21 protein-coding genes are annotated in these 21,362 nt (G+C 58.3%); 4 read left to right on the plus strand and 17 right to left on the minus strand.

The window, feature by feature from the left end:
* The first annotated feature begins 403 nt into the window (after positions 1-403).
* A complete protein-coding gene (gene gltP, locus ACOTY9_RS20195) occupies positions 404-1,717 on the plus strand; it encodes a glutamate/aspartate:proton symporter GltP (protein ID WP_014882165.1) in 1,314 nt (437 codons plus the stop codon).
* A gap of 80 nt (positions 1,718-1,797) precedes the next feature.
* Here gltP and ACOTY9_RS20200 read toward each other — a convergent pair whose 3' ends face one another.
* Positions 1,798-2,472, minus strand: a complete 675-nt coding sequence (locus ACOTY9_RS20200; protein ID WP_348566073.1) for a tetratricopeptide repeat protein — start codon at positions 2,470-2,472, stop codon at positions 1,798-1,800.
* A gap of 106 nt (positions 2,473-2,578) precedes the next feature.
* Positions 2,579-4,726, minus strand: coding sequence for a formate dehydrogenase subunit alpha (fdhF, locus tag ACOTY9_RS20205; protein WP_096217583.1), 2,148 nt, complete (start codon positions 4,724-4,726; stop codon positions 2,579-2,581).
* Positions 4,727-4,983: 257 nt separating this feature from the next.
* Here fdhF and ACOTY9_RS20210 point away from each other — a divergent pair, with 257 nt between their 5' ends.
* Complete coding sequence (locus tag ACOTY9_RS20210; protein WP_047625238.1) at positions 4,984-5,715, plus strand: response regulator; 732 nt, start codon at positions 4,984-4,986, stop codon at positions 5,713-5,715.
* A gap of 3 nt (positions 5,716-5,718) precedes the next feature.
* Here the strand turns inward: ACOTY9_RS20210 and lpxO are convergent, their stop codons facing one another.
* The 4 genes from lpxO to ACOTY9_RS20230 form a co-directional block, all read right to left on the minus strand.
* On the minus strand, positions 5,719-6,627 hold the full coding sequence (gene lpxO, locus ACOTY9_RS20215) for a lipid A hydroxylase LpxO (protein WP_047625241.1): 909 nt from the start codon (positions 6,625-6,627) through the stop codon (positions 5,719-5,721).
* Between the two features lie 232 nt (positions 6,628-6,859).
* On the minus strand, positions 6,860-7,801 hold the full coding sequence (locus ACOTY9_RS20220; protein WP_014882170.1) for an ABC transporter substrate-binding protein: 942 nt from the start codon (positions 7,799-7,801) through the stop codon (positions 6,860-6,862).
* A gap of 32 nt (positions 7,802-7,833) precedes the next feature.
* Positions 7,834-8,829 carry an ABC transporter permease subunit gene (locus ACOTY9_RS20225; RefSeq protein WP_014882171.1) on the minus strand — a complete coding sequence of 332 codons (996 nt, stop codon included), beginning with the start codon at positions 8,827-8,829 and terminating at the stop codon, positions 7,834-7,836.
* A 2-nt stretch (positions 8,830-8,831) separates the two neighbouring features.
* Positions 8,832-10,346: a sugar ABC transporter ATP-binding protein gene (locus ACOTY9_RS20230; RefSeq protein WP_014882172.1), complete on the minus strand. Its 1,515-nt coding sequence runs from the start codon at positions 10,344-10,346 to the stop codon at positions 8,832-8,834.
* Positions 10,347-10,527: 181 nt separating this feature from the next.
* On the opposite strand from ACOTY9_RS20230, the gene ACOTY9_RS20235 reads away from it, so the two are divergent.
* A complete protein-coding gene (locus tag ACOTY9_RS20235) occupies positions 10,528-12,807 on the plus strand; it encodes an ATP-binding protein (protein ID WP_348566072.1) in 2,280 nt (759 codons plus the stop codon).
* A 69-nt stretch (positions 12,808-12,876) separates the two neighbouring features.
* Positions 12,877-13,197 carry a DDRRRQL repeat protein YjdP gene (gene yjdP / locus ACOTY9_RS20240; protein WP_014882174.1) on the plus strand — a complete coding sequence of 107 codons (321 nt, stop codon included), beginning with the start codon at positions 12,877-12,879 and terminating at the stop codon, positions 13,195-13,197.
* Positions 13,198-13,279: 82 nt separating this feature from the next.
* Here yjdP and phnP read toward each other — a convergent pair whose 3' ends face one another.
* The 11 genes from phnP to phnF all read right to left on the minus strand — a co-directional run bounded on the left by phnP (position 13,280) and on the right by phnF (position 21,356).
* Positions 13,280-14,038, minus strand: coding sequence for a phosphonate metabolism protein PhnP (gene phnP, locus ACOTY9_RS20245; RefSeq protein ID WP_023331816.1), 759 nt, complete (start codon positions 14,036-14,038; stop codon positions 13,280-13,282).
* 9 nt (positions 14,039-14,047) lie between these two features.
* Positions 14,048-14,482 carry an aminoalkylphosphonate N-acetyltransferase gene (phnO, locus tag ACOTY9_RS20250; RefSeq protein ID WP_348566071.1) on the minus strand — a complete coding sequence of 145 codons (435 nt, stop codon included), beginning with the start codon at positions 14,480-14,482 and terminating at the stop codon, positions 14,048-14,050.
* Positions 14,475-15,026 (minus strand): ribose 1,5-bisphosphokinase, encoded by a 552-nt coding sequence (gene phnN / locus ACOTY9_RS20255; RefSeq protein WP_032637724.1) that lies wholly within the window; start codon positions 15,024-15,026, stop codon positions 14,475-14,477. Before phnN ends, phnO begins: the two co-directional genes overlap by 8 nt.
* The gene (phnM, locus tag ACOTY9_RS20260; RefSeq protein ID WP_014882178.1) at positions 15,023-16,159 is read right to left on the minus strand and encodes an alpha-D-ribose 1-methylphosphonate 5-triphosphate diphosphatase; all 1,137 of its coding nucleotides are present in this window, start codon (positions 16,157-16,159) and stop codon (positions 15,023-15,025) included. Before phnM ends, phnN begins: the two co-directional genes overlap by 4 nt.
* Positions 16,156-16,836: a phosphonate C-P lyase system protein PhnL gene (phnL, locus tag ACOTY9_RS20265; protein ID WP_014882179.1), complete on the minus strand. Its 681-nt coding sequence runs from the start codon at positions 16,834-16,836 to the stop codon at positions 16,156-16,158. The genes phnM and phnL overlap by 4 nt, the downstream gene beginning before the upstream one ends.
* A gap of 106 nt (positions 16,837-16,942) precedes the next feature.
* On the minus strand, positions 16,943-17,698 hold the full coding sequence (gene phnK / locus ACOTY9_RS20270; protein ID WP_348566070.1) for a phosphonate C-P lyase system protein PhnK: 756 nt from the start codon (positions 17,696-17,698) through the stop codon (positions 16,943-16,945).
* Positions 17,695-18,540, minus strand: coding sequence for an alpha-D-ribose 1-methylphosphonate 5-phosphate C-P-lyase PhnJ (gene phnJ / locus ACOTY9_RS20275; protein WP_348566069.1), 846 nt, complete (start codon positions 18,538-18,540; stop codon positions 17,695-17,697). The genes phnK and phnJ overlap by 4 nt, the downstream gene beginning before the upstream one ends.
* On the minus strand, positions 18,533-19,597 hold the full coding sequence (locus ACOTY9_RS20280; RefSeq protein ID WP_348566068.1) for a carbon-phosphorus lyase complex subunit PhnI: 1,065 nt from the start codon (positions 19,595-19,597) through the stop codon (positions 18,533-18,535). Before ACOTY9_RS20280 ends, phnJ begins: the two co-directional genes overlap by 8 nt.
* Complete coding sequence (gene phnH / locus ACOTY9_RS20285; protein WP_023331820.1) at positions 19,597-20,181, minus strand: phosphonate C-P lyase system protein PhnH; 585 nt, start codon at positions 20,179-20,181, stop codon at positions 19,597-19,599. The genes ACOTY9_RS20280 and phnH overlap by 1 nt, the downstream gene beginning before the upstream one ends.
* Positions 20,178-20,630 (minus strand): phosphonate C-P lyase system protein PhnG, encoded by a 453-nt coding sequence (gene phnG, locus ACOTY9_RS20290; protein WP_014882184.1) that lies wholly within the window; start codon positions 20,628-20,630, stop codon positions 20,178-20,180. The genes phnH and phnG overlap by 4 nt, the downstream gene beginning before the upstream one ends.
* Entirely contained in the window at positions 20,631-21,356 is a 726-nt protein-coding gene (phnF, locus tag ACOTY9_RS20295; RefSeq protein ID WP_348566067.1) for a phosphonate metabolism transcriptional regulator PhnF, read from the minus strand.
* Positions 21,357-21,362: the final 6 nt, after the last annotated feature.

Below are 21,362 nucleotides of genomic sequence, written 5' to 3' on the forward strand. Positions count from 1 at the left end.
GATGTTAATAATATGTCGCAAAAACGTTAATAGCAGGGGCTTTACAAGCTTTGTTTATTATTTGGGCTACAGATCACGCATTGTTTGAAGAGGTTGAAAAACGAGCGAATGAAACTTTGAAGGGAAATAATTCAGCCTGACGATTATTCGCATTTAGATTTAAAAAAGCGTTTTTATAACAAATGGTTATTTATCAGGATAATGACAAACTCGCGTTATACCGTCATTTTCCAGTGAAATGCGTCGTTCTTTAAGGCTTGCGCAACAGGTCGCGCAAATGATACTCATACGCCGCGTTAAAAAATCCCATAAACCAACGCAACACAATTCATACCCTTTCAGTATGTCTCCATATTCATGCAGTTTTGCTGGTGCGGAGATTTCATTGAGGAAGTCAGTTTCTATGAAAAACGTTAAAGTCAGCCTGGCCTGGCAGATCTTGCTAGCCCTTGTGCTGGGCATCTTGCTGGGCAGTTATCTCCACTATCATAGCGACAGCCGCGAATGGCTGATTGCTAACCTGCTCTCCCCGGCGGGCGATATCTTTATTCATTTGATCAAGATGATCGTGGTGCCGATTGTTATCTCGACGCTGGTGGTCGGCATTGCCGGGGTCGGTGACGCGAAACAGTTAGGCCGTATCGGTGCGAAAACCATTCTCTATTTCGAAGTGATCACTACGGTTGCGATTATTCTGGGGATTACCCTGGCAAACGTGTTCCAGCCAGGTTCCGGGATCGATATGTCGCAGCTGGCCACGGTGGATATTTCGAAATACCAAAGCACAACGGCGGAAGTGCAGAGCCATGCGCACGGCCTGATGGGCACGATCCTTTCACTGGTGCCGACCAATATCGTGGCGTCGATGGCGAAAGGCGAGATGTTGCCGATCATCTTCTTCTCGGTGCTGTTTGGCCTGGGGCTCTCCTCGCTGCCTGCCACGCACCGTGAACCGCTGGTCACCGTCTTCCGCTCCATCTCCGAAACCATGTTCAAAGTGACCCACATGGTGATGCGCTACGCGCCGGTTGGGGTGTTCGCATTGATTGCGGTGACCGTGGCAAACTTCGGCTTTGCCTCCCTGTGGCCGCTGGCGAAGCTGGTGATCCTGGTGCACTTCGCCATCCTGTTCTTTGCGCTGGTGGTGCTGGGCATTGTGGCGCGCCTGTGCGGGCTGAGCATCTGGATCCTGATCCGTATCCTGAAAGATGAGTTGATTCTGGCGTACTCCACGGCAAGCTCTGAGAGCGTGCTGCCGCGCATTATTGAGAAGATGGAGGCTTACGGTGCGCCTGCCTCTATCACCAGCTTCGTGGTGCCGACCGGCTACTCTTTCAACCTGGACGGTTCAACGCTGTACCAGAGTATCGCCGCTATCTTTATTGCGCAGCTGTATGGCATTGACCTGTCGCTGTGGCAGGAGATCGTGCTGGTGCTGACCCTGATGGTGACATCTAAAGGTATTGCAGGCGTACCGGGCGTTTCGTTCGTGGTGCTGCTGGCGACGCTGGGCAGCGTGGGTATTCCGCTGGAAGGTCTGGCGTTTATCGCCGGTGTCGACCGTATCCTCGATATGGCGCGTACGGCGCTGAACGTGGTGGGGAATGCCCTGGCGGTGCTGGTTATCGCCAAGTGGGAACACAAATTCGACCGTAAAAAAGCGCTGGCGTATGAACGCGAGGTGCTGGGGCGTTTTGATAAGACGGCCGATCGGTAACATCTTATGCCCGGTGGCGCTGCGCTTACCGGGCCTACGGGTTTTGTAGGCCGGGTAAGGCGAAGCCGCCACCCGGCGCTTTACTCCCCGCTCAACGCATCAAACTCTTCACATCCCGTATCAAACCCTTCCGTACAGCTCAGGTTCAACCAGTAAAGCGCTTTCTGTTTATTGGGTGTGATAAAGCCTTTCTCGCCCTGCTGGAACAGCATCCCGGCCCAGTATTCCGCATATCCCGTACGTGACAGCGACGAACTGCGCTTAAACCACGCAGCTGCCTGAGCGTCATCCTGAGCCACCTCAACGCCGTTGGCATAGATCAGCCCCAGCAGCAGCTGCGCGTCGACAGCCGAATCGTTGTCGATATCTTCGGTCGCCGTTTTCAGGAGCTTAATGGCCTGGGGATAGTCGGTTTGACCGGCCTGAGTGTTGACCAGCACGCGCGCCAGCATGATCGCGCCGCGTTTGCTGCCTGCTATGTTTGCCTGCTGCGCCAGAGCTTTGGCCTGTGCGTAATCTCCCTGCGTAAAGTGGATTTGCGACAACAGTGCCATGGCATCGACATCGCCACCTTTTGCGGCTTTTTCAGCCCATCGCGCTGCCTGCTTGCTGTCACCGGAACTGAAGTAGGTATCGGCAAGATAATACTGGGCGCGGGCATCGCCCGCCTCCGCCTGCTTCTGATACTGGCTGCCTATCTCATCCGCGCAGGCGAACGAGGTTATAAAAAACAACAACAGAAAAATGGCTTTCATGGATTCTTATCTTCTGGGTACACGCCGCGCAGTATAATCGCGGTGGCGGAAATAAAAAAAGGGAGTGAATATATCACTCCCTTTGTTCATTAATTAATTACCCGCTTCAACCCATTGCGCTTTCACGCAGTCGGGCTTTCAGCTTGTTATATTCGTCGATCACATACTGTTCGGCAGCGTGTTGATCCGCAATGGGCTCCACGTTGACGGCACAATATTTATACTCCGGCGTTTTGGTTATCGGGCTTAAGTTCTCCGTCACCAGTTCGTTACAGGCACCAATCCACCACTGGTAGGTCATGTAGACCGCCCCTTTGTTGGGACGATCGCTCACCTGCGCACGGGTGATAATTCGCCCTTTGCGCGAGTTCACCCATACCAGCGCTTCATCCTCAATACCCAGGCGTTCCGCGTCAGCAGTGTTGATCTGCGCGTAGCCGGGTTCATCTGCCAGCGCGGCCAGCGCGGCGCAGTTCCCGGTCATCGAGCGACAGGAGTAGTGGCCCACTTCGCGCACGGTGGAGAGCACCATCGGATACTCGTCGGTGAGTTTATCTATAGGTGCGACCCAGTCGCAGGTGAAGAACTGCGCCAGCCCGTTCGGGGTGTCGAACGTCTCTTTAAAGAGGTATGACGTCCCCTGGTCGGCTTCCGATTCATCGCGGCATGGCCACTGGATATACCCCAGCTCACCCATTTTTTCATAGGTGGCACCGTAGAAGTCCGGGCACAGATGCCGCAACTCGTCCCAGATCTCCTGAGTGTTGTTGTAGTGCATCGGGTAGCCCATACGGGTGGCGATTTCGCTGATGATCTGCCAGTCGGTTTTCAGATCCCACTTCGGTTCGACCGCTTTGAAGAAGCGCTGGAAACCGCGGTCAGCCGCCGTGTAGACGCCTTCATGCTCACCCCATGACGTCGACGGTAAAATCACATCCGCCGCCGCCGCGGTTTTGGTCATGAAGATGTCCTGGACAATCACCAGCTCCAGATCCTCAAACCCTTTACGTACCGCAGAGAGCTCGGCATCGGTCTGGAGAGGATCTTCACCCATGATGTAGGCCGCACGCACTTCACCGTGCGCCGCGCGGTGCGGCAGCTCGCTGATGCGATAGCCGGTGTGCTCCGGCAGGCTTTCGACCCCCCAGGCTTTTGCGAATTTCTCGCGGTTTTCCGGGAATTTGACGTACTGATAGCCCGGATAGGTATCCGGCAGCGCGCCCATATCGCAGGCCCCCTGGACGTTATTCTGGCCACGTACCGGGTTGACGCCGACGTGGGCCTTGCCCAGGTTACCCGTCAGCATGGCGAGGCTGGTCAACGAACGCACGGTTTCCACGCCCTGGTAGAACTGGGTCACGCCCATACCCCACAGAATGGCGGCGGTTTTCGCCCCGGCGTACATGCGTGCGGCCTGGCGGATCTCCTGTGCGCTGACGCCGGTTATCGCTTCAACGGACTCTGGCGTATAGCCTTCGACAATTTTACGATACTCTTCAAAGCCTTCCGTGCGGCTGGCCACAAACGCCTGGTCGTACAGATTCTCCTCAATAATGACGTGCCCCATCGCATTCAACAGCGCGATGTTCGAGCCGTTTTTCAATGCGATGTGCATATCCGCAATGCGCGCGGTTTCAATTTTGCGCGGATCGCAGACGATGATTTTCGCCCCGTTCTGTTTGGCGCGAATAACATGGTTCGCGACGATAGGGTGAGAATCCGCTGGGTTATAGCCGAAAATAAACACCAGATCGGTGTTGTCTATCTCGTTGATGGCATTACTCATTGCGCCGTTACCGACCGACTGGTGCAGACCTGCAACCGATGGGCCGTGTCAGACGCGAGCGCAGCAGTCGACGTTATTGGTTCCAATAACGGCGCGTGCGAATTTTTGCATCACATAGTTGGTTTCATTCCCTGTCCCGCGTGAGGAACCGGTCGTCTGAATCGCATCCGGGCCGTACTTGGCCTTGATGGCGTTGAGGCGCGTGGCGACGTAATCGAGCGCCTCGTTCCAGCTGACGGCTTCCAGCTTGCCACCGCGCTCGCGGCGGATCATAGGGGTTTTCAGGCGCGGGGTGAGGATTTGGGTATCATTGATAAAATCCCAGCCGTAATACCCTTTCAGACACAGCGTGCCCTGGTTGGTTTTCCCCTGTGCGGCCTCCGCCCGGACGATTTTGCCGTTATCGACCACCAGGTGGATCTTGCAACCTGAGGCACAATAAGGGCAAACCGTGACGACTTTTTTCATCAGTCTGCTCCAGTTAATCGAATCTTTCGCACCGACTAATGCAGCTTCTATGCCATGTTTTTAGTAGGGGTAATTGCGCGCTTTACGGCGTATTCCTGCCGACAACCCTGACGAAAAGCAGACCATCGTCAAAATTGACGTGTCGAATGGGCAGGGTATGTGACATGGGTTGAATTTCCGTCATGGAAAACGCCCTTTCACTGGAGCCGACGGCAGAATGGTTCAGACTTAACATAATCCCCTGACGGAAGCATATGATGAAACCGGCGATTCTGGTGGTTGATGACGATTTGGCAGTGTGCGAACTGCTGCAGGATGTGCTGAGTGAACACGTCTTTGACGTGCTTGTCTGCCATAACGGCCAGGATGTGCCGGGCCGGGTACAACAGACGCCGGAGATCGCCCTTGTCCTGCTAGATATGATGCTGCCAGATATCAATGGGTTACAGGTTTTGCTGCAGTTGCAAAAGCAGCGTCCGGCGCTACCGGTGATCATGTTAACCGGGTTGGGCAGTGAATCCGACGTGGTAGTGGGGCTGGAGATGGGAGCCGACGACTATATTGGCAAACCGTTTAATCCGCGCGTGGTGGTTGCCCGGGTTAAAGCGGTCCTGCGTCGGACCGGCGTGCTGGCCGCAGAAACGCCGATGCCACGCGTAGCGGGGATAACCTTCGATAACTGGACGCTGGATACCTCCCGATGTGAACTGATTGATCCGCAACGTAACGTCGTGCCGTTGACCCAGGGGGAATATGGCCTGCTGCTGGCGCTTACGCAAAATGCCCGCCGGGTACTCAGCCGCGATCAACTGCTGGAACTCACCCACAGCGAAAGCACGGAGGTGTTTGACCGGACTATCGACGTGCTGATCATGCGTCTGCGCCGGAAAATCGAGATCAACCCGCATCAGCCTGCACTCATTAAAACCATTCGTGGACTGGGGTATGTATTTGCCACCGATGTTAGCCGCCCCGAACAGGCGGCATAAGGTCTATGTTATCGCCGGAATAAGAAGGGCGGCAAAAATGGCGCTGATGCACAGGTACTTGAGGGCATAATAGGCTTTACGATTTCGTTTTTTAAGACGCTGTCCGCGTTCGCGCCCCGCATGAACATATTTAAAAATGCGATTAATGCCGCCAGTGCGGTCATTCTCATCATTGGGTGAGCTGGCTGCAGACATCAGCGTCGTCCCTACCCAATGGTTAACTGCCTGTGCCCAGCCCCACTTCATCGGACGCTCGATATCACAGAAAAGAATAATGCGCGTTTGATCGGTTTTATTTTCTGCCCAGTGAACGTAAGTCTCATCAAAAATGACGGCCTCGCCATCGCGCCAGCTATGGCGCTGCTGGTCCACTTCAATAAAGCAGCGATCGTCATTCGGGGTAGATAAGCCCAGATGATAGCGAACCGAGCCCGCGTAGGGATCGCGATGCTTGCCCAGCTTTGCCCCCGCAGGCAGTTCGGCAAACATCGCCGCCTTTACGCAAGGAATTTGACTCACCAGTTGCGTGGTCACCGGGCAAAGCACTTGCGCAGAAGGGTGAGCGTCGGCGTACCATTTCAGATAAAAACGTTTCCAGCCGCGTTTAAAAAAGGTGTTAAAGCCAGCGTCGTTATTATTTTGCGCCGCCTTTATATGATCCTGTAAACGCACAGCCTCTTCACGAATAACCTGCCAGTTTTCCGTCAGCGTTTTTAATTCAGGGAAACGCTCTGTCTCAAAGAAAGCCTGCCTGGCGGGCAGGGAAGAGAACGCCGTCATAAACATATTGATGGGGGCCATGAACGTCGAATGGTCGAACAACTGACGAGACAGCGTCTGTTTTTCTTTCCCGCGTGAATGCGCGTAAATAACGCTAATAATGAAAATACCGATGATGATGGCTGCGAACATTTTTCCCTTGTCCTCTTTCTATCTCATTTCGGAAAAGCGTGCGGACAGAGTGCTGCCCACGCCGAATATGCCAGATGGAGAGAGTGTAGTTCGGGAATGTAAAATTCATAGAACTGTAATGAAAAATCGCAATTATTGTTAAATTAATTGCCCTCGCGAATAAAAGCCTGCAGCCCGGCCAGCGTTTTTTGCCACCCACTCTCCCCAAAGGGGAGAGGGTTTAGGCTGAGGGTTACTTAACCGTCCATCCTTTATAGGTGCCGACGTTCTTTTTATCGATCATCGTCACCGGGATCAGCACCGGTTCTTTCGGTGCCGGTTTACCCTGGAGAATGTCGTAGCCGATCTCGACCGCTTTTGCCGCCATCACCTGCGGATCTTGTGCCGGGGTTGCCACAAACAGGGAGTTTTCCCGCTTCAGCGCTTCTTCACCATCCGGGCTGCCATCCACGCCCACAATGAAGAATTCATTGCGCTGCGCCTGTTTTGCCGCCAGATCGGCGCCGATCGCGGTAGGATCGTTAATCGCGAATACGCCGTCGATCTTCGGATTGGCCGCCAGAAGAGAGGTCATGACTTCCAGACCGCCTTCACGGCTGCCTTTGGCGTTCTGGTTATCCGAGAGCACCTTGATATCCGGATGTTTTTTGAATTCCATCTGGCAACCTTCCACACGGTTTTGCACCGCTGAGACCGGTGGTCCGTTGATGATCACCACATTGCCTTTGCCTTTCAGGCGGTCGGTAATGTACTTACAGGCCATTTCGCCCGCCTGGGTGTTATTGGAGGTGATGGTCGCATCGGCACCTTCCGCCGCCACGTCAACCGCCACGACCACGATCCCGGCATCCTTCGCGCGTTTCACCGCCGGGCCGATCCCTTTGGAATCCGCGGCGTTGAGGATGATCATGTCCACTTTCGCGGCGATAAAGTTATCGATCTGCGCCACCTGCTGACCGAGATCGTAACCGCTGGAGACCAGCGTCACTTTGACGTTATCGCCCGCCAGCTTGCGCGCTTCCAGCTCGGCACCTTTGGTGATCTGCACAAAGAACGGGTTGGCCAGGTCACCCACCGTCACGCCGATGGACTTCAGATCTTTCGCCTGCGCAAACGGCGTTGCGGCAAGCAGCGCGCCAGCACAGAGCGCGGTCACTAACGGTTTTAAACGCATATTGTATTCCTCGAAGCTGTAGGGTTTTGTTGTTATGCACTTTGATGGTGTCGGGTACGGTATTTGTCGATCAGCACCGCAATGATGATCACCGCCCCTTTGATCACCAGTTGCCAGAAATAGGAGACGCCCATCAGCGTCATGCCGTTGTTGAGGGTGGCGATAATCAATGCCCCCACCAGCGTGCCGGTGATCGTGCCGATCCCGCCGACGAAGCTGGTACCGCCGAGGATCACCGCCGCAATCGCATCCAGCTCATAGCCGGTACCGAGGTTGCCGTTGGCGCTGTAAAGGCGCGAGGCGCTCATCACGCCACCGAGACCGGAGAGCAGCCCGCTCATGCCGTAGACAAACAGCAGTACCATCCAGACCTTAATACCCGTCAGGCGCGCCGCCTGCATGTTGCCGCCCACGGCGTAGATGTGAACGCCCAGCGTAGTGCGGCGCAGGATAAACCAGCAGATAGCAATGACCGCCAAAGCAATGACCACCAGCCATGGCACGGGACCGAGGTAGTTATTGCCGATCCACTCGAAGTTGATGTTCGAGTTGATCACCGTGGTGCCGTCTGCCAGCAGGTAGGCCGCGCCGCGCAGCGCCGTATAGGTACCGAGCGTGACGATAAACGGCGGTAGCCCGGCAAAGGCCACCAGCGCGCCGTTGAACAGCCCCAACACCATGCCGAGCATCAGCGCCGCCGGAATAGAAAGTCCGGCGAATTCCGGGATCAGCGACACCACCATTGCCGCAACGGCGGTAGTACCGAGAATCGACCCCACGGAGAGGTCAATCCCACCGGTTAAGATGATGAAAGTCATCCCCGCAGCCAGCACGATGTTGATTGACGCCTGACGGGTGATGTTGAGCAGGTTGCTCTCGGTGAAGAAGTTAGGGGCGATAAAGCCAAATACCGCCACGATCAGAATTAAAATAGGTAAAATGCCGATCGTTTGCATCAGATCGCTCATCAGCATTTTTTTGGCGGAGGCGGATTTCGCCACCTGCTGCGGATGGGTTGGAGTTGTCATAATTACACCGCCTGATGATGTGTGTCGTCCACGCCGGTTGCCAGCGTCATGATGTTTTCCTGAGAGATATCGCGCCCGTGGAGTTCACCCGCAATGCTGCCTTCGCGCATCACGTACACCCGGTCACTCATGCCCACCACTTCCGGCAGTTCGCTGGAGATCATCAAAATCGCCACGCCCTTACGCGCCATCTGGTTCATGATGCGGTAGATCTCGCTTTTCGCGCCAACGTCCACGCCGCGGGTGGGTTCGTCCAGAATCAGAATGCGCGGGCCTATCGCCACCCAGCGCGAGATCAGCAGTTTTTGCTGATTACCGCCGGACAGTCCGCCCGCGCGTACCTGTGAATGGGGCACACGAATGTTGAGCAGGGCGATAGCGTCATCGGAAATGGACTGGGCTTTTTTGCGGTTCAGCATGCCGAAGGTGGCATCGCGTTCCAGCGTCGCCATCGTGATGTTCTCCTGCGCCGCCAGCTCCAGAAACAGCCCCTGCTCCTTACGGTTCTCGGTGAGAAAACCGATCCCGTTTTCAATGGCCGCGCGCGGGGAGTGGATCACCACCGGCTCGCCGTCCACCTCAATCATGCCGCCCGTGGCTTTGCGCACGCCGAAAATCAGCTGCGCCAGCTCGGAGCGTCCGGCACCGACCAGCCCGGCCAGCCCGACGATTTCGCCGGAACGGACCTGTAAACTGCACGGCCGCACTTTTTTACCGTCGGTAAGGTGGTGGACGTTCAGGCGCGGGCTGCCGAGAGGGATATCGCGCTCTTTGTTGAACAGATCGCTTAAGGGGCGGCCCACCATCATTTTCACCAGCTCGGAGGCGTTGAGCTTGTCGCGCGTCAGGCTGCCGACGTACTGCCCGTCACGCAGAACGCTGACGCGGTCAGAGAGTTCATACACTTCCGCCATACGGTGGCTGATATAGATAATCGCCATGCCTTCATCGCGCAGGCGCAGAATCAGTTCAAACAGGCGGTGGGTTTCGCGTGAAGAGAGGGCGGCGGTGGGTTCGTCCATCACCAGAATGCGGCTGTTGCGGTGCAGCGCGCGGGCAATTTCCACCTGCTGCTGTTCGGCGATGGTCAGCTTCATCACCCGATCGGTGGCGCTGAACTGGGCGCCGAGGCGATCGATCACCGCCTGCGCCTGGGCGGCCATCTCTTTACGCTGAACCAGCCCGCCGCGCGACAGTTCGCTGCCGAGGAAAATGTTTTCCGCCACGGTCAGATTGGGGGCGAGCTGCATCTCCTGGTAAATCAAGGTAATGCCTGCGGCCAGGGCATCTTTCGGCCCTTTGATGTGAAACGGCTGTCCGTCGATCAGGATCTCACCGCGGGTGGCAGTGTAGGCACCTGCGAGGATTTTCATCAGCGTGCTTTTGCCCGCGCCATTTTCGCCCATCAGCGCGTGGATCTCACCGGGGAAAACCGTCAAATCCACGCCCTTGAGCGCGTGGAAATTGCCAAAGGTTTTGGCTATGCCGCGCATCTCTAAAACCGGGGTTCTGCTCATGGCGGATCTCCTGTGAATGTCGATATCTGCACTTCATCACAGGTGCGTAAATGCAAAATGTCAGAAGCTGTTCATATTTGTCATAGTTATGAATAGCTAATCGCCGTCACATTTCTCTTTTCCCTCTCCCCGTGGGTGAGGGCCAGGGTGAGGGCATCAGACCGCTAAGGAGCCTAAAGAGATGTCATCACGCCCCCCGTTTTTTACCAGTGCCCGTGGCCGCCTGCTGATGTTCAATCTGCTGGTTGTTGCGGTCACGCTGATGGTCAGCGGCGTGGCGGTGCTTGGCTTCCGTCATGCCAGCCAGATCCAGGAGCAGGTGCAGCAGCAAACGCTGGATGACATGACCGGCAGCATGAACCTCGCTCGCGATACGGCTAACGTGGCGACGGCGGCGGTGCGGCTGTCGCAGGTAGTCGGATCGCTGGAGTACAAAGGCGAGGCGGAACGGTTAAAGCAGATGCAAACGGCATTGCGCCGCTCGCTGGAGCAGCTGGCCGATGCGCCGCTGGCGCAGCAGGAGCCGGCGCTGGTGGCGCGGATTATTCAGAGAAGCAATGAATTACAGCAAGGCGTGACGGGGATGCTGGAGCGCGGGCAGCGACGCCATCTGGAGCGTAACGCGCTGCTCAGTTCGCTCTACCAGAGCCAGAGTTACCTGCGTCATCTGCAGGACATCAACCGCCGTACTGGCAGCGATGTTCCGGATGCGCAGCTGCTGATGGAAATGGACAGGCTGATCGCCGCCGCCATCGAAACCCCTTCACCACGCGCCACGATACAGCAGCTGGATACGGTGACGGCGATGTTGCCCCAGCGCGCGACGCAGCCTGCGGTCAACGTTGTGCTGCCCGACTTTAACGCCGAGCTGCGTAAGCTTGCCCCGCTGTCGACGCAGCTGGCAGAGAGCGATCTGGCAATAAGCTGGTATATGTTCCACATCAAGGCGCTGGTAGCGATACTGAATAGCGATATCAATCAGTACGTTGAACAGGTCGCGCAAGCCTCCCGGCTTCGCACGGCCCAGAGCCATCACGAGCTGCAATCCATTAGCGTTTTTATCAGCATTTTCGCCGTGCTGGCGCTGATCATCACCGGGTGCGCCTGCTGGTATATTTACCGTAACCTGGCCTCCAACCTGACGGCTATCTCCCGGGCCATGTCGCGCCTTGCCCGTGGCGAACAGGATGTCTCGGTGCCCGCATTGCAGCGGCGGGACGAGCTGGGCGAGCTGGCGCGCGCGTTTAACGTTTTTGCCCGCAACACTGCTTCACTTGAGCACACGACGCGTCTGCTGAAAGAGAAAACGACGCAGATGGAGATCGACCGCATTGAGCGTCAGGGACTGGAAGAAGCGTTGCTCCACAGCCAGAAGATGAAGGCTGTCGGACAGCTGACCGGCGGGCTGGCGCATGATTTTAATAATCTTCTGGCGGTGATCATCGGCAGTCTTGAGCTGACCGACCCCGAATCAAAAGACGCGCCGCGTATCACCCGGGCGCAGAAGGCGGCCGAACGCGGCGCCATGCTGACCCAGCGCCTGCTGGCATTTTCCCGCAAGCAATCCCTCACGCCGCATACCGTTGAGATGAAACCGCTGCTGGAGAACCTGCGGGAACTGATGCGCCACTCCTTGCCTGTCACCCTGACTCTGGAGGTTGAAGCGCAAACCCCGGCATGGTCCGCATGGATAGACGTCGGCCAGCTGGAAAACGCGATTATCAACCTGGTGATGAACGCCCGCGATGCGATGGAAGGGCAAAGCGGCGTCATTAAAATTCGTACATGGAACCAGCGCGTGACCCGCAGCGACGGCCGCAGGCAGGATATGGTGGCGCTGGAGGTCATTGACCATGGTAGCGGTATGGCGCAGGAGGTGAAATCCCGGGTCTTTGAACCGTTCTTTACCACCAAACAGACCGGAAGTGGCAGCGGATTAGGGTTGTCGATGGTGTACGGTTTTGTGCGTCAGTCCGGGGGACGCGTAGAGATTGAAAGCGCGCCGGGGCAGGGCACCACCGTTAGGCTCCATCTGCCGCGCTCGACGTTTTCCACCGTGTCTGAAAGTGAGGCGCTCCCGGCTACCACCTCCCCGGATAGCGAGCGGCTGGTGCTGGTACTGGAAGATGAGGCGGATGTCCGCCAGACCCTGTGTGAGCAGCTGCATCAGCTGGGCTACCTGACGCTCGAAGCGGAGAATGGCGAGCAGGCCCTGAGCATGCTGGAGGCATCGCCGGATATTGGCATGTTTATCAGCGACCTGATGCTGCCCGGAAGCCTCAGCGGAGCGGAGGTCATTAACCATGTGCGCAGTCATTATCCGCAGCTTCAGGTGCTGCTGATCAGCGGCCAGGATTTGCGGCCTACGCATAACCCTCAGCTGCCGGACGTTCAGCTACTGCGTAAGCCGTTTACCCGCGTACAGCTGGCACAGGCGCTGCGTAAGGTGATGGTAATTTGAGATTCCTCCGCTACTCCGGCACAGTCCCGTTGATTACCTTAACGCCAGTCCACCTGTGAGTCTGGCCTTATGAAACGTTACTTTTCCGCTCTGATATTGGGTCTGCTGTCACTCACCAGCCAGCTGGCCCACGCCGACGTGATTGATGATGCCATTGGCAACATTCAGCAGGCGATCAACGATGCTTATAACCCCGACAGCAGCCGTAATGACGACGACGATCGCTACGATCGCAGCCGTCAAAGCGACAGCCGTCAGTACGACGATCGCCGTCGGCAGCTCGAAGACAGACGCCGCCGTTTAGACGAGCGTCAACGTCAGTTAGATGACGACAGGCGTCGACTGGAAGAGGATGAACGGCGTTTAGAAGACGATTATGATCGCGGCTAAAGCCTGGTGGCGCTTCGCTTACGCAGGCCTACAAAACCCTGGCCTGTAGGCCGGGTAAGGCGCAGCCGCCACCCGGCAAAACTCAGTCGAGTACCAGCACCATGCCGTCATACCCCGCTTCGATACCGTTCGGCAGCGGGTTGTTCATCATCCACACGTCAAACTGATGGCTGATGTGCGTCAGGATCACCTGCGGACAGCCAATCACCTCGTTTAACGCAACCACGGTGTTCAAATCACAATGGTTACGCGGCGGCTCGTCACGCGGTTCATGACTGCAGTCGATGATTATCGCCTGCGGCTGATTGTTGAGCAGAAACTTCACCGTTTTTTCCGGTAATCCCGCCGTGTCTGAAAGCCACGCCACGCGGCTGTGGGCGGATTCCAGCAGATAGCCAAACGTCAGCTTCGAATGGTTGAGGGGCAGCGGCGTCACCCGCAGTCCCTGTAGCTCAAACACCACAAACGGTTCGACCGTATGACTGAAATCCAGGATCCCCGGATGTTTGAACAGGTCGTCACACCCCGCGTCGTCCGGTGGGCCGTAGACCGGAATCGTTGCACCCACGCCCCAGCGCAGGGGAAACAGCCCCTGAACGTGATCCATATGATAGTGAGTGAGTAAAAACTGCTGAAAACTGCCCGCGGGCCAGTCCTCCATCAGGTGTGGAATACCGGCGTCCAGCAACGTGACCGCATCGTTGTATTTGACCACCGCACTGCAGGGACGACGGCGATAATTTTCCTGCAAACGCGCGCGTCTACACGCCGCGCAGTCGCAGCCAAAGACGGGCACCAGCTGGGCACCGCCGGTACCGGTTAACGTTATGGTCAGACTCATCACTCACCTCTACAGCGGTTTGGTGAAGCGGAAATGGCTCTGCGTATACCCTTCACGAAGGTAGAAACGGTGGGCGTCCACGCGCTTCATGCTGGTGGAAAGTTCTGTCAACTCCGCGCCAGCCTGTCGTGCAACGTCCTCTGCCCAGGCGAGCAACTGGCTACCAACCTTTAACCCGCGCGCTTGCGGCATGACCACCAGCTCCTGGATCTCGCCGATCCAGCGGGCGTGATGGAGGTGAAACTGCATGTGCAGACCGATCATGCCGATGACTTCCCCGTTCAGCTCGGCAAGCTGGTAGCGCATATTGTGATCCTGCAGATTAGCCAGATAGCCGGCATGAAACGCCTGGTGATCGAACTCTGCTTGCTTAAGTTCGCAGATGAGGGCGTACACGCTCTGCGCATCATCAGCAGTGGCGGGGCGAAGCTGGCAGTCAGGCATGCTGTTTCTCCTTCTGACGGATAAGGGATAAAAAGATCTCGACTGACTGTAGCAAACTTCCGTCGTTATTGAGGACATGGCAGCCTGAAGGGGTGTAGCGCGCCGCGCGCGCCAGCCGCTGGTCAATCTCACGCGCGTTTTCGCGCCCCCGGTTTTGCAGCCTGCTGCGCAGAACGTCCGGGGAAACCTGCAGGCAGATCGGCAGCAGGGCCGCCTCATATCGGGCTTTTGCCTGCGGCAGATGGGCGCGTGAGCCGTTGACCAGCACATCAAAACCCGCGTGCAGCCAGAGGTCGATCTCAATGCCGACGCCATAGTAGAAACCGTTAGCGTGCCAGCTCAGTGCCAGCAGGTTTTGCCCGGCGCGGGTGAAAAACTCCTGCTCGCTCAGGGCGATATGGTTTTCACTTCCGGCGTTCGCCGCGCGGGTAATATAGCGGTGCGCCACCAGCAGCTGTGAATGTTCCCGCTGCCGCAGGGCAGACAGCAGGCTGTCCTTACCGGAGCCGGACGGCCCCATCAACCAGATAAGTCTTCCCATCAGAACACCCTTTTTCCCTGACGCCAGACGTGGTCGATATGAATATGCTCGCCTTTGCGGTGGGCAAGCACCAGATCTGCCCGTTTTCCTTCGGCAATCTCACCGCGATCCTGAAGATTGAGTGCGGCGGCCGGGTTTTTGGTCACCAGGCGAATGGCCTGCGGCAGCGTAAAACGGTTCTCCTCATCGTCCGCGACCCGGAATGCCGCATCCAGCAGGCTGGCGGGGTAGTAGTCAGACGAGAGGATATCCAGCAGGCCGAGCGAGGCGAGCTTGCTTGCCGCCACGTTGCCGGAGTGCGAGCCGCCGCGCACGATATTCGGTGCGCCCATCAGTACGTTCATCCCGTGCTGACGCGACGCCTCTGCGGCTTCGAACGTAGTGGGAAATTCGGCGATCACGCTACCAAGCTGGTGGGATTCACGCACATGATCGTGCGTGGCATCGTCATGGCTTGCCAGCGCAATATTGCGGTCACGGCACATTGCGGCAATCCTGAGACGGTTCGGCTGCGACCACTGTGCCGCAAGCGCCAGCTGTTCTTCTTCGTAGCGCGCCATCTCGGCATCGTTGAGCGAGTATTTGCCCTGATAGTATTCACGATACTTCTCAATGTTGGCGAACTGACGCTGCCCCGGCGAGTGGTCCATCAGGGAGACCAGCGAGACAGGCTCGCGGCCCACCAGTTTTTCAAACAGCGGCAGGGTGGTGTGGTGCGGCAGCTCGCAGCGCAGGTGCAAACGGTGCTCGGCGCGGTTAAGGCCACGCTTTTGCGTCTCTTCCACGGCGTTAATCATCTTCTCCAGGTTTTCAAGCCTGTCGCCGCCGTCGCGCACGTCGCCAATCGCCACCGCGTCGAGCACGGTGGTAATACCGCTGGCGACCATCAGCGCGTCGTGGCTGCTCATCGCCGAATGGGCGGGCCAGTCCACCTTTGGGCGTGGGGTGAAGAATTTGTCCAGATTGTCGGTGTGCAGCTCAATGAGCCCCGGCAGCAGCCAGCCACCTTCGCCGTCCATCGCGTCAGGCGCGCGGCTCCGGGTTTCGGCAAACGCGCGGATGACGCCGTCCTGGATTTCAACCGAGCCATCCACGACCTCGTTTTCCAGCACCAGCCTGACGTTATTGATAATCATACGTTTGTCCCCATCGGGTGCAGTCTGTCCGCTACGCGCTCGCGCACGGCTTCATCGTGGAAGATCCCGACGATCGCCGCGCCGCGCGCTTTGGCCTGTTCGATCAGTTCCATCACCGCTGCGCTGTTTTTGCTGTCGAGCGAAGCGGTGGGCTCATCCAGGAGTAAAATCGGGTAGTCGACAATAAAGCCGCGTGCGATGTTGACCCGCTGCTGCTCGCCACCGGAAAAGGTCGATGGGGCAAGGTGCCACAGACGCTCCGGCACGTTGAGGCGTGTCAGCAGGCTGGCGGCTTTGGCGGCACAGGTGTCACGCGGGACGCCGAGATCCAGCAGTGGCTGCATCACCACGTCCAGAGCGGAGATCCGCGGGATCACCCGCAGAAACTGGCTGACCCAGCCGATCGTCGAACGGCGCACTTCAAGTACCTTACGCGCGGGTGCCTGCACCAGATCCACCCACTCGTTGTTGTGGCGAATATGAATGTGGCCTTCGTCTGGCTGATAGTTGGCGTACAGGGAGCGCAGCAGGGTGGATTTTCCACTGCCGGAGTGGCCGTGCAGCACGACGCATTCGCCGTTGCCGACTTCTAACGACGCGTTTTGCAGGACGGGCAGCCGCACGCCGTTTTGCTGGTGGAGCACAAAGGTTTTACTGACGTTTTGTACGTGGATCATGTTGGCCTCGTGATTCGTTTTGCCGGGTGGCGGCTTCGCCTTACCCGGCCTACAGGTGCGGTGTTCGTAGGCCGGGTAAGCGCAGCGCCACCCGGCAACAGCAGCCTCAATTCTGCAATACGGATGACACCAGCAGCTGGGTGTACGGATGATGGGGATCGTCGAGCACGCGGTCGGTCAGCCCACTTTCCACCACCTGACCCTGCTTCATCACCAGCAGACGGTCCGCCAGCAGGCGTGCGACGCCCAGATCGTGGGTGACAATCACCACTGCCAGGTTCAACTCCACCACCAGGCCGCGCAGCAGATCGAGCAGGCGCGCCTGAACCGAGACGTCCAGCCCGCCGGTGGGCTCATCCATAAACACCAGCTTCGGATGGGTGACCAGGTTGCGGGCGATCTGTAAACGCTGCTGCATGCCGCCGGAGAAGGTAGTGGGCAGGTCGTCGATACGCGAGGCGGGGATTTCAACCTCCTCCAGCCAGTGCTGCGCAGTGGAGCGGATGTGACCGTAGTGGCGCGCGCCGGTGGCCATCAGTCGTTCGCCGATGTTGCCTCCCGCTGAAACCTGGCGGCGCAGCCCGTCCATTGGGTGCTGATGCACTACGCCCCACTCGGTACGCAGCAGGCGACGGCGCTCGGCCTCGCTCATGCCATACAGCGACGTGCCCTCATATAAAATCTCACCGTTCTGCGGCGTCAGGCGCGCGGAGAGGGACTTGAGAAGCGTGGTTTTGCCGGAGCCGGACTCGCCGACAATCCCCAGCACTTCGCCCGGCCACAGCTCGAACGACACGTCGCTGAAGCCTTTGCCCGGCGCGTAAAGGTGAGTCAGATTGTTAACCGAAAGCAGCGGTTTCATTGGCTGTTCGCCTCGCTCTGTTGGCGGCAGTAATCGGTGTCGGAGCAGACAAACATCCGTTTGCCCGTGTCGTCCAGCACCACTTCATCCAGATAGCTATGTTGGGATCCGCAGATGGCGCACGGCTCGTCCCACGCCTGCACCGTAAACGGGTGGTCATCAAAATCGAGACTCTCCACACGGGTATACGGCGGAACGGCATAGATGCGTTTTTCACGCCCGGCGCCAAAGAGCTGCAGGGCTGGCATCATGTCCATCTTCGGGTTATCGAATTTCGGGATTGGCGACGGGTCCATCACATAGCGCCCGTTGACCTTCACCGGGTAGGCGTAGGTGGTGGCGATATGGCCGAAGCGGGCGATGTCCTCGTAAAGCTTCACCTGCATCACGCCGTACTCTTCCAGCGCGTGCATGGTGCGGGTTTCGGTTTCCCGCGGCTCGATAAAGCGCAGCGGCTCCGGGATCGGCACCTGGAAAATCAGAATCTGATCTTCGGTCAGCGGGGTTTCCGGAATGCGGTGGCGGGTCTGGATCAGCGTCGCGTCTTCGGTTTTTTCGGTGGTCGCTACGCCGGTCACACGCCTGAAGAAGTTGCGGATCGACACGGCGTTGGTGGTGTCGTCTGCCCCCTGGTCGATGACCTTAAGCACGTCGGCTTCCCCGATCACGCTGGCGGTCAACTGAATACCGCCGGTGCCCCAGCCGTAGGGCATTGGCATCTCGCGGCCGCCGAACGGTACCTGGTAGCCCGGAATGGCAACCGCTTTGAGGATGGCGCGGCGGATCATGCGTTTGGTTTGCTCATCCAGATAGGCAAAGTTGTAGCCGCTTAAGTTAGCCATTGGCGCGCTCCCGTTGCAGACGTTTCAGCAGTTCCAGTTCGGCCTGGAAATCGACGTAGTGCGGCAGCTTGAGGTGCGAGACGAAACCGGCGGCCTCAACGTTGTCCGCATGGGCCAGCACGAACTCCTCATCCTGCGCCGGGCCGGCGATGTGCTCGCCGTAGTCCGGTGCCTGCAGGGCGCGGTCGACCAGCGCCATCGCCATGGCTTTGCGTTCGCTCAGGCCAAACACCAGCCCGTAGCCGCGGGTAAAGTGCGGGTCTTCATTCTCTGGCGCGACAAAGCCGTTAACCATTTCGCATTCGGTCATCAGCAGTTCGCCGACGTTCACCACAAAACCCAGCTCTTCCGGCACAATTTCAACGTCGATATAGCCGCTGCGAATTTCGGCCGCAAACGGGTGGTTGCGGCCATAGCCGCGCTGGGTGGAGTAGGCCAGCGCCAGCAGATAGCCTTCGTCGCCGCGCATCAGCTGTTGCAGACGCGAGGAGCGCGAGCACGGGAAAACTGGCGGCGTGCGGGTGATGTCATCCGGCGCGATACCCGAATCTTCTTCCGCTTTCGCCAGCCCCTGGTTTGCCAGCAGGCTGAAGACGTGCGGAGACGGCTCCTGTTCGGCATCCGTGGTGCTGAGCCGTGGCGCTTCGCCATTTGCCAGCAGGGTAAAATCCAGCAGGCGATGGGTGTAATCGTAAGTGGGGCCAAGCCGCTGGCCGCCGGGGATGTCTTTATAAACGGCAGAAATACGGCGCTCCAGGCGCATCTGCGCCGTATTCACCGGCTCGCTCGCCGTGAAGCGGGGAACCGTGGTGCGCCAGGCGCGCAGCAGAAAGATGGCTTCGACGTTATCGCCGCTGGCCTGCTTCAGCGCCAGCGCCGCCAGCTCGCGATCGGCGACGCCGCCTTCGGTCATCACCCGGTCAACGGCCAGGTTCAGCTGCTGCTCAATCTGGGCGACGCTCAGTTCGGGCAGTTTTTCATCGCCCCGTCGTCTGTGTTCCTGCAAGGCATGGGCGGCGGCGATCGCCTTTTCGCCCCCTTTAACGGCAACGTACATCAGCACACCTCCACGTGGGTGGTCCGCGGGATGGCGAGCAGACGCTCGCCGCAGGTCAGGATCAGGTCTATGCCCAGCGGGAACGGGTGCGGGCGTTCGGTCAGCTCATGAATGATGCATTCCGGCAGCTGCGGCGCAACCATGCGTTCATCGGCGATGCCTGCACCGGTCAGGCGGAGCATGCGGCCGCCGCTCAGGCTGGAGACCTGCAGAATCAGCGTGGCGCTGGTTTCCGGTGCAACGGCGCTCCCTTCGCTCAGGGCGTTGAGCTGCTCGTGGCTGATGTGTTCGTCGGCCACGGCAAAGACCGCCTGTCGCGGTTGCTCAACCAGCGGGGCACTGGTGTGAAAACGCAGGTTCTGGCTGGCGATGTCATTGGATAAGGCACCTGACAGCCACACCGGCGTGTCGTTGTCGGCAAGGGTCAGCAACACGCTGGTGGTCGCCAGATTCAGCGGCAGCCAGCCCTGTGAAAGCTGGTGCAGCGAGACAATCACCCCCGGCTCGCTCATGGCTTTCAGCAGGCGACGAAAACTTTGTTGGGCATCCTGGACGGCCAGGGTAAAAGCAGGTTGAAGCGTCATGCGTTGTCTCCGCGAACGAGCGTAAAGAAGTCGACCCGGCTGGTATTCACTTCGGCCTGACGTGCGGCAAGTCGTGCGGCGCGGTCAGCTTCCAGCGGGGCAATAAGGGTTTCCATTAACGTCTGAAAATGCGTTTGTTCCTGCAAAAGGGCGTCTATTACTGCGCAGCGCTCGGCGTGTGCTTTATCGCGTCCCAGCACGTAGCTGTAGCCCAGCGTGCCGCTGTTCAGGCGGATCGCGGCGCGGGTGAGGGGGGCGTCTCCCGCAAAAAAGCGCTGCCCTGTGCCGCCCATCCGGGCCTGGATCTGCACCAGGCCAATTTCCGGTGCGCGGATAGTGTCGTAGTCTGGCGTCAGGCTCAGGGCGTTCATGCGATCGCGCAGGGCAGCAGGCTGGCTGTGGGCCAGCACACGCATCCAGCGCTGTCGGGTGGCGGTATCGACGTGCATTCAGTGCTCCATAATGAATTCGATCATGTCGGCACGGGTCAGGCTGACGGAATATTCCGTCGCATTGACCTCGCCGTCACGGTGGTTGAGGGTGCGCACGCAGAGCAGCGGCGCCATATTGGGGATTTCGAGCACTTTGCTCTCTTTAGCCTGCGCGCGGCGGGCGCTGATACGCGTCTGGGTGCGCTTGAGGGCGATACCCGTGGCATCCTGCAGAAAATCGTGCAGGGAACCGCTGGAAAAGTTTTGCAGCACTGGCCAGAGGGCGAGGTCCGCGAAGTAGTGGTCAATCTGGCATACCGCTACGCCGTTGACGCGGCGCAACGTGCGCAGGTGGATGACGTTATCGCCTTCCTGAATGCCCAGCGCGTCCGCCACATGGCTGGAGGCCGGGCGCAGGACCGAGAGCAGCTTTTCGCTGGTGGGATGGCTGCCCTGATCCAGCAGGTTCTGACTAAAGCGCGCCTGGGCATTGAGCGGATAGTCGAACGGGCGCATCAGCACCAGCACGCCCACGCCCTGACGGCGTTGCACCCAGCCGCGCTCGACCAGCTGGTCAATGGCGCGGCGCAGGGTGTGGCGATTCACTTCATAGCGATCCGCAAGCTGCTGCTCGGCAGGCAGGTAGTCTCCGCAGCGGTAGTGCGTGCGCAGTTCCGCTTCGAGCTTTGCTGCAATTTCTTGCCAACGGGTTGGGTAACTGGTCGGATGTCTGGATAAGTGCATAGAAAA

The organism is Enterobacter cloacae complex sp. SHL012, from assembly GCF_049237505.1.
Classification (GTDB): domain Bacteria; phylum Pseudomonadota; class Gammaproteobacteria; order Enterobacterales; family Enterobacteriaceae; genus Enterobacter; species Enterobacter kobei.